Annotated in this window: 13 protein-coding genes and 1 pseudogene; 12 read left to right on the top strand and 2 right to left on the bottom strand. The window is 39.7% G+C overall.

Annotated features, from left to right (window positions below; translation table 11 throughout):
- The first annotated feature begins 8 nt into the window (after nt 1–8).
- The 10 genes and pseudogenes from BAOM_RS13215 (at nt 9) to BAOM_RS13170 (ending at nt 9,361) form a co-directional block, all read left to right on the top strand.
- Entirely contained in the window at nt 9–983 is a 975-nt protein-coding gene (locus BAOM_RS13215) for a CoA transferase subunit A (RefSeq protein WP_127760647.1), read from the top strand.
- Nucleotides 983–1,813 (top strand): CoA-transferase subunit beta, encoded by an 831-nt coding sequence (locus BAOM_RS13210; protein WP_127760646.1) that lies wholly within the window; start codon nt 983–985, stop codon nt 1,811–1,813. Before BAOM_RS13215 ends, BAOM_RS13210 begins: the two co-directional genes overlap by 1 nt.
- Nucleotides 1,806–2,048, top strand: a pseudogene (locus BAOM_RS13205) (heterodisulfide reductase-related iron-sulfur binding cluster); the annotation flags it as partial. The gene BAOM_RS13210 and the pseudogene BAOM_RS13205, both read left to right, overlap by 8 nt.
- Nucleotides 2,049–2,309: 261 nt before the next feature.
- Nucleotides 2,310–3,482, top strand: coding sequence for an RNA-guided endonuclease InsQ/TnpB family protein (locus tag BAOM_RS13200; RefSeq protein ID WP_127760644.1), 1,173 nt, complete (start codon nt 2,310–2,312; stop codon nt 3,480–3,482).
- A 518-nt stretch (nt 3,483–4,000) separates the two neighbouring features.
- Nucleotides 4,001–5,413 (top strand): threonine synthase, encoded by a 1,413-nt coding sequence (gene thrC / locus BAOM_RS13195; RefSeq protein ID WP_127760643.1) that lies wholly within the window; start codon nt 4,001–4,003, stop codon nt 5,411–5,413.
- A 308-nt stretch (nt 5,414–5,721) separates the two neighbouring features.
- Complete coding sequence (locus tag BAOM_RS13190) at nt 5,722–5,976, top strand: GlsB/YeaQ/YmgE family stress response membrane protein (RefSeq protein ID WP_127760642.1); 255 nt, start codon at nt 5,722–5,724, stop codon at nt 5,974–5,976.
- Entirely contained in the window at nt 5,924–6,094 is a 171-nt protein-coding gene (locus BAOM_RS25555) for an acetone carboxylase subunit gamma (protein WP_373995298.1), read from the top strand. Before BAOM_RS13190 ends, BAOM_RS25555 begins: the two co-directional genes overlap by 53 nt.
- Before the next feature lie 255 nt (nt 6,095–6,349).
- Complete coding sequence (locus tag BAOM_RS13180) at nt 6,350–7,621, top strand: ammonium transporter (protein WP_127760641.1); 1,272 nt, start codon at nt 6,350–6,352, stop codon at nt 7,619–7,621.
- Nucleotide 7,622: 1 nt separating this feature from the next.
- Nucleotides 7,623–8,633, top strand: coding sequence for a DUF294 nucleotidyltransferase-like domain-containing protein (locus BAOM_RS13175; protein ID WP_257467296.1), 1,011 nt, complete (start codon nt 7,623–7,625; stop codon nt 8,631–8,633).
- Nucleotides 8,630–9,361, top strand: coding sequence for an exonuclease domain-containing protein (locus tag BAOM_RS13170; RefSeq protein ID WP_306821262.1), 732 nt, complete (start codon nt 8,630–8,632; stop codon nt 9,359–9,361). The genes BAOM_RS13175 and BAOM_RS13170 overlap by 4 nt, the downstream gene beginning before the upstream one ends.
- A 59-nt stretch (nt 9,362–9,420) precedes the next feature.
- Here BAOM_RS13170 and BAOM_RS13165 read toward each other — a convergent pair whose 3' ends face one another.
- Both BAOM_RS13165 and BAOM_RS25100 read right to left on the bottom strand, forming a co-directional pair.
- On the bottom strand, nt 9,421–9,783 hold the full coding sequence (locus BAOM_RS13165) for a DUF4352 domain-containing protein (protein WP_252282454.1): 363 nt from the start codon (nt 9,781–9,783) through the stop codon (nt 9,421–9,423).
- 11 nt (nt 9,784–9,794) lie between these two features.
- Nucleotides 9,795–9,965: a hypothetical protein gene (locus BAOM_RS25100; protein WP_252282453.1), complete on the bottom strand. Its 171-nt coding sequence runs from the start codon at nt 9,963–9,965 to the stop codon at nt 9,795–9,797.
- Between the two features lie 708 nt (nt 9,966–10,673).
- Between BAOM_RS25100 and BAOM_RS13160 the strand changes: the two genes are divergently transcribed.
- Both BAOM_RS13160 and BAOM_RS13155 read left to right on the top strand, forming a co-directional pair.
- Nucleotides 10,674–12,140 carry a protein adenylyltransferase SelO gene (locus BAOM_RS13160; protein WP_127760640.1) on the top strand — a complete coding sequence of 489 codons (1,467 nt, stop codon included), beginning with the start codon at nt 10,674–10,676 and terminating at the stop codon, nt 12,138–12,140.
- 180 nt (nt 12,141–12,320) lie between these two features.
- Nucleotides 12,321–12,902, top strand: a complete 582-nt coding sequence (locus BAOM_RS13155; RefSeq protein ID WP_127760639.1) for a hypothetical protein — start codon at nt 12,321–12,323, stop codon at nt 12,900–12,902.
- Nucleotides 12,903–12,965: the final 63 nt, after the last annotated feature.

The following is a 12,965-nucleotide window of genomic DNA, read 5'->3' as shown; positions in this document are numbered from 1 at the left end:
AAAGAAGTATGCAGGACAAGAGATGTTCTTTAAAAGAAGCTGTGCAAATGATCCAAGATGGCAGCATGATTACCTTTAGCGGATTTACCATTTGGCGGCGTCCAATGGCCGCAATCTATGAAATGCTGCGCCAGGGGAAAAGAAATCTTCATTTAATCGAGGTTAATTCGGGAACGCATACCGAAATGCTGATTGGGGCGGGTGCTGTCTCCATTTGGGAATCTTGCTGGAACGGCCATGAACTTTACGGGAAAGTGCCTTATTGTATGGACCGAAAAATGAAATCAGGCGAAATAATCGTTGAAGATTACAGCCACCAGCATATTCTGTACCGAATGCAGGCAGGAGCAGCTGGAGTTCCATACCTCCCAACATGGGCCTCAAGGGGTACGGACATTTTGAATCCGGAATATGATATGCTCGGCAAAGCAGGCTTAAGGGACGGAAAGAACCCGCACATTCCTTTTCAAAAGTTTGGGTATGCACCCGATCCGTTCTACGATGAAGGCGAAATTATTCTTGTACCGGCGGCAAGGCCGGATGTATGTATCATTCATGCCCAGCAGGTGGGGGAAGAGGGTACGGTACGTGTGATGGGACAAACCTTCTCCGATGAACAGGCCGCTAAAGCAGCGGATAAAGTCATTGTCATTGCCGAGGAAATTGTTCCGGAGTCCTATCTAAGAGAGGATCCTGATCGCAATCTCCTCCCAAGTTACATGGTTGATGCGATTGTTGAAGTTCCATGGGGGGCGCACCCAACCGGTATGTACGGCTGCTATGATGTGGACGGTGCGTTTATCAATGATTTTGCAACCGCCTCCAAAACAGAGTCCGGAACGCAAGACTGGCTTGACGAATGGGTTTACGGGGTCGGAAGCCATGAGGAATATCTGGATAAACTGAATGTTTCCCGCCTGATGAACCTGAGGACGAACAGTTTTTACAAATATAGCACTCGTGCAAAAAGGGGGAGTAATTAATGGAAAAGGTACTAGTACAGAATAAAATGTATGCAGCCCCTGGTGAGTATACTGCTGCCGATTTGCTTGCCGTAGCTGCAGCCAGGGAAGTAAATAACGATGAAGTTGTTTTTGCCGGTACCGGGCTTCCGGTGCTGGCGGTCATGCTGGCTGCTCAAACCACCGCACCTGACTGTAAGGTTATTTACGAAGCGGGGACGATTGGATCCAGAAGTACTTCTCTGCCTTCGTCTGTTGGGGACCCCCGCTGCGTGGAAGGTTGTTCGATTGCCTCCGGTTTACTGGATGTTTTTGACCAGTTGCAAAGAGGGAGAGTGGATCTCGCTTTTTTGGGCGGAGCAGAAATTGATCAGTATGGAAATGTGAATACGACCGTTGTCGGTGATTACTTAAATCCCGACATGCGCTTCCCGGGCAGCGGAGGAAATAATGATATTAATTCGCTGGCAAAACGTACCGTTTTTATCATGGTTCAGGAAAAACGCCGTTTTAAAGAAGAAGTTGACTATCTCACCTCTCCGGGCTGGCGTGTCCGCCAATGGCCTTCCGGTGAGTGGATGCACCGCCGTCAGGCCTACGGAAAAAAATTTCTAGGCGGTCCATCCGCTGTAATTTCGAACATGGCAGTGTACCGCTTTGATGAGGAAACTGGGAAGATGTATGTAGACACTTTGCACCCGGGAATTACTGAAGAGATTCTCCAGGAAAACACTGGTTTTACTCTTGATTTCTCACGCTGTCGCGGTGAAACATTGCCTCCAACACATGAAGAATTGGATATTCTTTATGGAGTCGTCGACCCTGAAGGAATCTTTCTTCCGAAGAAATAAAGAAAATGCTATGTGCTGCGGGGCAAGCGGCGACAGGATGTGGATAGAGGCAACACAGGGAAAACGGATAAACGTTGAACGTGTCGAACAAGCACTTGGGCTTAGTCCAACAATGCTCGGAAGTAATTGTCCCTACTGCTTGACCACGCTGAGCGATGGGACCAAGGTAAAGGAAGCAGAAGACCAGGTCAAAACAATGGATATTGTAGAAATTTTGGGAAAATCTTTGCAGTAGAAAAAGAAATTAAGAGTAATAATTTTTGGTTTGCACTTGCATGATGAATGCGAGTGTTTTTTTCTTTAACGAACTTAGCCAGAAGTCTCCTTCCTCAAAAATTCGATAGGGTTTTAGGTGGGAGATGAATGGCTGTTTTTTATGTTTTGAAATAAAGTAAAAACAAAAAATGACAAAAAGAAAATAATAGAATAAAACAAAAGACAAACTAGTGTTCGGTTGGTAAAATATACATATAGATGGATTTGGAGGTGAAAAAACATGTATCGAACCATGAAGATCCCTTTGCGAGCAAGTTCAACTACTATCCAAAGCCTTTTTGATATTCGACGTTTAGGGGGGACGATTTGGAATGATTGCGTCCAATTGGCCCGTTATTACTATCGTTTAGGTGGAGGATGGATCACCAAAAGTGACCTTCAAAAAGAATTGAAAGGTTTATATCCTCTGCATAGTCAAACGGTCCAAGCAATCGCACATAAGTTTCTCCAAGCTAGAGACGCCGCAAAAGAGGCACGTAAAAAAGGCTATCCTACTCGGTATCCTTGGAGACATAAATTTGTGTTCCATCCAAAATGGGTGGATCAAGCGTTCAAAATAGAGGGAAAGAAACTCATTCTTTCAATGGGAGATTGGAACGGAAAACGACAACCCAAACTGACGCTTAGACTCCCTAAAGTCCCTGTTGGAAAAGTAAAAGAATTAGAAGTAGTATTTGACCGCAAATGGTTCGTTTGTTTATCTTATGACGATGGAATGAAAGAAGAGAGCCAAAAACAAGGAGTGACCGCAAGTATCGACCCTGGTGAAATTCATACGATTGTCGGTGTGACAGAAAACGGGGATGGTATAGTGATTACGGGTAGGTATATGAGAAGTGTTCATCGTTTACGAAATAAAAAAGTAAAAGAACTTCAAGAACGGATGAGTCGTTGTAAAAAGGGCTCAAGGCAATGGAGAAAGTACAACCGCGCAAAGAAATTTGCTCTTTCCAAAAGCGAAGCTCAACTTCAAGATGCCTTACATAAAACGACCAAACAATTTGTAGATTGGTGTTTAGAGCATGATGTCAGTCATGTAGTACTGGGAGATGTAGAAGGTGTCCAACGGAATAATAGAAAGAAAAGAAAGAAAAAGACCAATCAAAAGGTATCGAATTGGTCATTTGGAAAACTGTATTCTCTTTTAGAATATAAACTAAAAGCAAAAGGAATAGCCATTGAAAAAGTGAACGAAAGGTACACGTCACAAACATGTCCTGTTTGTGGAAACCGTAAAAAATCAAACACCAGAAACTATACATGTACATGCGGTTATCAAGAACATCGTGACCTTCATGGTGCAAGAAATATTTTGACAAAAACTTTATATGGAGAAATGAATTATTTTCAGATTCATCATCCGACATATCTACGACCTGTTATTTTGGCGTAAGAAGAAGCTTTTCCGCCAAAAGGACGTAGTTAGATGGGTAGAACCGCCCCTTATGCGTTGGGAAACATCTAACGCAAGCACCACTAAAGTTTATCAAACGATACACTTTGTTAGAGGATGACCACGGTGGAGGGTGTCGTGTGCACCTAGAAGCATTTGCTTCGTTTCTTCTAGGTTATTCCTTACAACAAGAAACCCCCTCCTCAAGCGCAAACGCGATAGGAGGGGGAGGTTCATAGAAGAGTGTTTGAGAATTAAATAAAAACATAGGTGTTGATATTGCTAAATCGCTGTTGTTAACCTATTCCCATCGAGCTAACGATGTAAATGACTAGTTACGAAATCATTCTTGTTTCAAACGAAAAAAATGAAAGTAATAGGGTTATTATCGAACTGTTGAAAGAACAATATGAAGAATAAAGAAGTCTGATATTTCAGCTAATATTTCAATTATATATTGACTCACGGCGAATTCTAGGTAACGATAGTAATAAATTATATTTTTCTTGGAGGATATTATGAAATATATTAGTACACGTGGTAATGTAAGTAAAATTGGTTTTATTGATACAGTCTTAATGGGGTTGGCAACGGATGGAGGACTTTTAGTTCCAGAAAAAATTCCACAAATTCCTGTGGAAAAGCTGCAGGCAATGTCCCGGATGACTTATCCTGAATTAGCATACGAGATCATTTCCTATTATGTTGATGGAGAAATTCCAGAAAATGAACTTAAGGAATTAATCGAGAAAAGCTATGGGACTTTCCGCCATTTTGACGTAACTCCTGTTCAAAAGGTAAAGGATAACATGTATGTGCTAGAACTGTTCCATGGACCAACCTTTGCTTTTAAAGATGTTGCTCTGCAATTTTTAGGAAACTTGTATTCTTATATAGCAAAGAAAACGGGTGTAACCATCAACATTCTTGGTGCTACTTCAGGGGATACAGGTGCATCAGCTATTGAGGGTGTAAGAGGAAAAGAAGGGATTCGTATATGTATTTTGCATCCCCATGGAAAAGTAAGTAAGGTGCAAGAGCTGCAAATGACGACTGTTCACGACGAAAGTGTTTTAAATTTAGCGATAAAAGGAACGTTTGATGATGGGCAAAGAATCATCAAGGAATTATTCGCAGATTTGGAATTCAAAAATAAATATCATCTGCGTGCCATTAATTCCATTAACTTTGCTCGTATTTTAGCGCAAACCGTTTATTATTTCTATGCGTACTTCCAAGTCGCAAAAGAGAAAGACATAGAGAGCCTCAACTTCAGTGTGCCAACAGGAAATTTTGGGGACATTTTTGCCGGTTATTTGGCGAAGAGAATGGGTCTTCCAGTTGGTAAGCTTATTGTTGCAACGAATGAGAATAATATTTTAGAACGTTTTATCAAGGATGGAGTGTACCAGCCTGGTGAATTCCGTAGTACATATAGCCCTTCTATGGATATTCAAGTAGCGAGCAACTTTGAGCGTTATCTGTACTACCTGCTTGGTGAAAATCCAGGCGCAGTAACTGCCTTAATGGATCAATTCAAATCAGAAGGAAAGATTGTTGTGAATGAGGAGCAGCTTCGTCAGGTAAAAGCAGATTTTGCGGCATATGGAGTAGAGGGAAAAGAATGCCTGCAAACTATCAGTAAGTACTATGCTGAAACCAATTATTTACTTGATCCGCATACTTCTTGTGGAGTTGCTGCTTACGAAACTTGTAATGATCCTAGTGAAGTATGTGTCACACTCGCAACAGCGCATCCAGCAAAATTCAATGAATCCATTGAACTTTGTAATATTGCACAGACATTCCCTGAACAAATTAGTCAACTGTTTGATAAACCACAATACCTGGAAGTTGTCGAGGCGGCCAATGATGAAATTGTTGGTAAACTAGAGAAACATTTTAGTTCTGCCCAATCAAATGTGAAATAAAATTTTAACGTAAATTCGATAAAAACAAATGGAAGAGATTTGTTTAGATTTCTCTGATTAGAATGAAATGGACGTAAGAGAAGAGTGTATAGCCCCGTTGTGATAATCTGAATGATTGCATAAGAATGAATTAAATAAATATAACGATAAAGAGCTCAGTCTTAAGACTGGGCTTTTTATCGTTGTAGTGGCATTAGGAATAATATTATGTATGAAGAAGGATAGGACTTATATGTTTATGTAACCCCTTTTTTCCACTCGAACATTTAGTACAAGGCTTGCATACGATGGGAAAAAGGGGTGTTTGAATGAGTGTTATTACCTTTATTCTTTCTGTTATTATTGCGATGATAATTGGTACGGTTGCCGATAAGATATCACCTTTTAATATGCCAGGAGGCTGGGCTGGAGCTATAGTAGCTGGTTTCATAGGAGCTTGGGTTGGTCCGCTTTTATTTGGGACATGGGGTCCGATGGTAGCAGGTTTTTCGTTAGTTCCTGCCCTGATCGGTGCCATTATTGTTGTCATTGTTGCAGGCATCATTGCTAAGCTCTTTGATTAGTTTTGTGTTGAAAGAAGAAACGGTAACGCCTTGGTATCCGATTTTAAAAGACTTTGAGTCGGATATGGATGCTTTTTATAGTGAGCGGCTGAATCGGCCGCTGCCACAAGTGAAATAGGATGGAGATTAGACGACGGTGAATGCCGTCGTCTAATGTTTTATGTCATAAAACTTATTTATTTAGATTCATAACTAAACTACATAGAAGTAATTAAGGAAAGGGGAGAGAGTGAATAGGTTGCTCGTTTATAGTGGGAATATCTTTTGTGTGATTTGTTTGTTAGAAAATCTTACATAACGCTTGATGTTACGTTTCCTTACATTTATACTTTGAAATATATTACAAGATTAACAGAAAAGGAGATGAGCGGAATTGGATGCTACAGTTTTAATGGATAATCTGTGGGTAATCATTGGTACAATTTTAGTTTTCTTTATGTTAGGTGGATTCATATTACTTGAAGCTGGATCAACTAGAATGAAGAATGCTGGTCACATTGCCGGTAAGACAATCTTCACTGCAGGAATTGGAGCTTTAGTTTTCTGGGCTGTCGGATATGGTTTTATTTATGGAGAAGGTAATGCATTTATAGGATTATCAAATTTCTTTTACGGTGATGCCTCAACGGTTGAGGAAGGGTTAGCTCCCGCTGTGGATTTTATGTTCCAAATGATGTTTGCTTTAGTCTCTCTAACAATTGCATTTGGTGGTTTCGCTGAACGTGCAAAATTATCTGCTTATGTTATTTTCGCCATTTTATTCTCGGCATTTGTTTATCCTGTTGTTGCTCACTGGATTTGGGGCGGTGGTTGGTTAGGTGAACATGGTAAGCAGGACTTCGCTGGTTCTACAGTTGTTCATTTAACAGGTGCGATGGCTGCTTTAGCTGCTACAATGATCTTAAAGCCGCGTATTGGTAAATACAATAAAGACGGCTCAGCGAATAATATTGCTGGTCATAACCAAGTTTTTACTGCATTAGGTGTTCTGGTTTTATGGGTAGGTTGGTTTGGATTTAACGCTGGTAGTACATTCGGAGTTGCAGATGCATTCTTTGGTTTTGTTGCATTAAACACACAATTAGCTGCTGGTGCTGGAGCAGTTGCTGCGATGTTTATCGCTTGGGTAGTAACGGGTAAAGCCGATATTCCAACAACATTAAATGGTGCATTAGCAGGTCTTGTTGCCATTACTGCATCTTGTGGATTCGTTGAACCTTGGGCAGCGGTTGTGATCGGTTTAGTTGGTGGACTTATGGTTTTCTATAGTATGAAATTGTTTGATAAAGCGAAGATTGATGATCCGATTTTTGCATTATCCGTTCACGGTACAGTTGGTGTGTGGGGGACACTTTCTAATGGACTATTTGCAGTACCTGCACTTTCAACAGATATTGACTGGGGCCAAGCGGGATTATTCTACGGCGGCGGCTTTACACAATTAGGTGTTCAAGCAATGGGTGTAGCGGCATCAGGTGTATACGCATTTGTCGTTTCATACATTATCTTAAAAGTGATGAATGCAGTTATGGGAGGTATCCGTGTTACTGAAGAAGAAGAAATCATTGGACTTGATTTAAGCGAACACGGAAGTTATGGTTATCCAGAAAGCATGCCTAAGCATAAAGAAAAAGCGGGTGTATAAAATGGTTATTGTTAACCATTCAGATAATGATGAGTTTGAAGCGTATATAAACTGCTATCTTGAAATGAGACAGTGGCGAGATAAACATATTCATAAAGTTTGGGAGAATCCAATAGCTCTTAATCAATTTCATGATATGTTAATTAAGACAACTGTTCAAAAAGCAATCGAGAAAGTGGAAAGTGAGCTTGGGCCAGCCCCGGCTCACTTTGCTTTCTTTATAATGGGTAGTGGCGGAAGGTCTGAACAATCTATTTGGAGTGATCAAGACCACGGTATTATTTTTGCAGGCAATGAAGGATTTAAATCCTATTTTTTAAGGATGGGAGAAGAAATCTCCAATGGATTAAGTGTAGTTGGTTATGAATTGTGTGATGGAAAGGTTATGTCATCAAACCCTAAATGGTGCAATTCAGTCGCTTCTTGGGAACAGCAAATTAGCAATTGGCTAAATGAGGCAAGCTGGGAATCTCTTCGGTATTTTTCTACCTTCTTTGATTCGCGTGTTTTAATAGGAGAGGATGGTTTTCTATTAAGATTAAAAGAACGTGCATTTAACCATTTGAGGAAAGATCCTTACTTATATATTCGTTTATTTGAAAATATCCGTCATATGAAGAAAGGACTCGGTATTCTTGGGCAGTTTCTACCGGATTCTTTTGGTAAGGAAACAAGGTGTATTAATATGAAGGAAGTAATCTTTTTTCCATATATCAATTCCTTGCGATTGCTTTCATTGAAAGAGGGAATTTTTACTCCGTCTACTTTAGCCCGTTTTCAACAGCTGCCTAATCGTTATAATACTATCAAAAAATATCAAGTTGATTTTGAAAAGCTATTACATTTACGTCTTTACTTTAAAAAGCATTCGAAAAGTTACGAGGATGTTCATCTCTTAAATGTGGATTATTTAGCAAAATCAGAAAAGCAAGAGCTTAAACAAATTATGAAACATGGCTATAGGCTTTTTAATGAAACAAAACATATTATTAATAAAGGGTGTTCATCATGATGAATCCGATGATTCGCTTTGTTAAACAATTATCTGGAAAGCTAAGTACGAGTATGTACACATCTATGGCACATCAAACTGATGCAGCAAGTATAGCGTTTCTTAGACAGCTTCAGAGGGATATAAAAGCTAAAGATGTTTTGCAGGTACCTTTTTCGGAATTAAAGGTAACGGTAGTTGATTTAGAAACGACAGGCTTTTATCCGCAAAAAGGTGATAAAATTTTATCTATTGGTGCTGTTAACATGACTGGCTATCAAATTATGGAAGATGAAACGTATTATTCCTTAGTGAGTTATAGCGAACCGCTTTCAGAACATGTTAAAGATTTAACAGGCATTTGTGAAGCTGAACTTGCCAAAGCTCCTCCCTTAGAGCAAGTGCTGAAGGAGTTCTATCAATTTATTGAAAGTCGGCCTCTAGTTGCTCATCATGCTAATCATGAAAAGAGTTTTATGCAACATGCCACATCTTCCGCTTTAAAGCTGAATTTTCAGCATCGTATTATAGATACATCTTTTTTAACGAAGGTCGTGGAGCCTAGAAAAGATTTAATTACTTTAGATGATTGTTGTAATCATTTTGGTATTTCAATTGAAAAAAGACACCATGCATTACATGATGCCATTGGAACTGCCAAGCTATGGGCTGAGAGTGTTCGTTTAACTCAACAACTAGGTTTTTCTAACTTGTCAGATGTATATGCTCATTTAGCAAAAATAAGCTAAAGGTTATAGTTAGGCGCCTTTGAAATATACCATTCAAGGTGCTTTTCTTTTAGTTGAAATTAATTCAAGTCGATTAGCTCTGTTTCAGCATCCTTTTGTACTTGAACTTGTAAATCAGATGCTTTAGCAACTTCCGGAGCTACATCGAAAACGACTTTACCTGAAATTTCTGAGTCAGGATTTAATTTTTGTGAGGAAAAGCTGTTGTCGATTGTTCCATCTTCTTTTTGGTTCGCTGACATGCTAGCTGTACTGTCGGCTTCATATGTTTTTTCGCTACGCTTCAATCTGAAGAAACTTGAATCTACTGTGACAGCTTCATTTCCGTTGTTCTTAAGCGTTACGTCAAGAATAAGGTATGTGCTACTTGCTTTTGATGACAAAGTAGACGGATTAGATTTACCATTGATGGTATATTCCATATCTCCAACTGTTACAGGATCCCCGATTTTAAAAGATTTCTCTTCTTTAGGGGCTTCTTTTTCTCATCTTTTACTTCCTCTTGTTTCGGCTTATCGGCTGTTGACGATGTTTCTTGACCTCCACAAGCGGCTAGTCCTAATGCTAGTAAAGCTGTAGTCCCCATTAGTAAAAACTTCTTCAAAAGCCATTCCCCCTTAAATAATAATAGGATGCCTATGTAAAAGATTAATAGTTTTTTAAATATTTGTAAATAATATTCTCAGATAATATTTGATAGAAGGGAATAGACTAAAATTCCTTAAGATTAAGCGGTGCCAGCTTATGCCATAAACTTCGTTATACAGTTCCGATGAGGTCATGGCTATTTTTATGCTTCAAAATTCTAATAAATCAACGGCATTATTGACCAATTCATGTAGGCACATCCGATAGCGAGGATACATACGAGTACGAGTGTAAAGATTGTTTTTCTAGCTTGGTTCGAGTTACTTGAAAAACATAGCGACATAAGACCGAAGAGTAAATCGGAAATAAAACGAGTGTTATGATATAAATTAATTTTTATCATTAAGCAATTTAGGTTTAGAATTACTATGCCAATTGGGATAATATCCAACTATGCTTCTCTACAAAAACTGAACTGCTTAAGCTTCATGCAGGGCCTTTTTATTGTGCTAAAAAAGATTTTCACATGTGTCGTTTATTTTGTGTCTAATGCGAGCGTTAAAAGATGTTATTTTTACCTGGAATGGTATAATAAATTGGCAGAAGTAGACATTAAAAAGAGGGTAACTTTGTACTGAAATGTAGATAACTAAAAATAACTCATTATAGAATGTCTTTTGTCTAACTAGGGTGGAAAAAGACAAAAGAAGAAAAGGGGGATAAGATGACAAAGGATCAAGAAACAGGATGGAACTTAGACAACAGTTATGCTCGCTTGCCAAAATCATTGTTTTCCAGTCTTAATCTAAACCCTGTACGCTCACCGGATTTGGTTATTCTCAATGATTCGTTGGCGACATCGTTAGGATTAAACGTAGAGGAACTGCAAAGCGAAAATGGTGTAGCGGTGCTTGCTGGCAATGATAGTCCCGAAGGAGCTTTCCCGCTTGCTCAGGCTTATGCGGGGCATCAATTCGGGAATTTTACGATGTTAGGAGACGGCCGGGCGGTGCTGCTTGGTGAGCAGATTACTCCTCAAGGTGAGCGGGTGGATATTCAGCTTAAAGGTTCAGGTAGAACGCCGTACTCTCGCGGGGGAGATGGTAGAGCGGCACTTGGGCCGATGTTGCGTGAATATATCATTAGCGAAGCGATGCATGCGCTCGGTATTCCTACTACCCGTAGTCTAGCAGTAGTGACCACCGGCGAGTCAATCATCCGTGAAACCGAGCTGCCTGGTGCAATTTTGACCCGTGTTGCTGCTAGTCATTTACGCGTCGGTACGTTTCAATACGTTGCAACATGGGGCACTATTGAGGAACTCCGGGCTTTAGCTGATTATACAATTAAGCGCCATTTTCCGGATATTGAAGCGGATGAGAGTCGATATCTTTCACTGCTCCAAGCGTTGATTAAGCGCCAAGCTATGCTGATTGCTAAATGGCAATTGGTTGGTTTTATCCATGGGGTCATGAACACTGACAATATGACCATTAGCGGAGAAACGATTGATTATGGTCCTTGTGCCTTTATGGATACTTATGATCCGGCAACGGTATTTAGTTCGATTGATAGAGAGGGCCGCTACGCTTATGGCAATCAGCCGTATATTGGCGGTTGGAATCTTGCACGATTTGCTGAAAGCTTATTGCCGCTGCTGCATGACGATCAGGAGGAAGCAATTAAATTGGCTCAAAATGCAATGTCAACTTTTGGTGAGCTGTATGAAAGTCACTGGCTTGCAGGAATGAAAGCAAAACTAGGCCTATTTAATGAAGAGGCACAGGATAGATCTCTTATTGAAGAGCTCCTTAGTATCATGCAAAAGTATCGTGCCGATTATACGAATACCTTCCGCGCGTTAACGTTTGATACATTAGAGGATACGGTTCTGTTTGGGACTCCAGAATTTACTCAATGGCATGAGTTGTGGAAGGCGAGACTAGGCAGGCAGCAAGAATCAAAAGCTGATTCACATCAATTGATGCGGAATAGCAATCCTGCAATAATCCCTCGGAACCACCGGGTAGAGGCCGCACTAGAAGCCGCAGTGAAACAAGGAGATTATAGCGTGATGGAGCGACTTCTTCAGGTTCTCTCAAATCCTTATGCGCATTCTCCTCAACAGGCTGAGTATGCTACATTGCCTGCGGAATCAACACGTCCTTATCGAACTTTTTGCGGTACATAATAATGGTACATGCTGAGTGCTGTTCATTGCTTGTAAGGAGAGATAAATAAGATATAACAGTGGTAGAGAGAGCCTTTTGGTTTAGAAAGGCTCTTTTAGGCAAGGTCTGGATAATGAAATGATGATTAATAAAAATCTTTTATATATGTGAAAATTAAATTGAGAATGAGGGATAGAACAATGAAACAGTACCACAAGCATCCCGAAGAAGTTACAACAGCCGGAATAGAAGATATCGAAAGCATGCTCTTATTAAATGATAAAATTTATCCGAAGGAGTGGCATGTGTCTCCAGAGTATATTAAAGAAATTATGCTCAGGAATCCCGAGGTTTATAAAGTTCTTAAAACTCCGGCCGGGGTAAAGGGGATATATGGGCTATTTCCTTTGGATAAAGGAGATTATACAGCTGTATTAGAAGGGAAGCTGGAAGAGAATGAGGTTGGAAAATTTGTTCTTAACTACACTAATCCAACAACTGTATATCTTTATTTGGTTACTATAATAGTTGATATTCACGATGATCAAAGGAAAGAATACGCAAGTACGCTTATAAAAGATATTCCTTTAGAATTAAAACGTCTTAAGGAAAAAGGGATAGATATAAAAGAGATCGGTGCCTTTGCAGTTAGTACAGAAGGAGAAAAGATTTTGCCCAAAATTGGATTTGATTATTTAGGAGAAAAGGTAGTGCTTGATAATAAGGAATATCCCGTATTTAGAGCAAAACTGGAGAATATCATTCATAAAATAAAAATATAGAATGCATAGAATTTAAGAAAAGATTAATAAAAGAGATGTAATCTTTAACCGATTTAGCTTATA

Origin of the sequence: Peribacillus asahii, assembly GCF_004006295.1 — a bacterium.
GTDB lineage: Bacteria > Bacillota > Bacilli > Bacillales > DSM-1321 > Peribacillus > Peribacillus asahii_A.
Note: the sequence above shows the minus strand (reverse complement) of the source record. Positions and strands in the feature narration are given on the sequence as shown.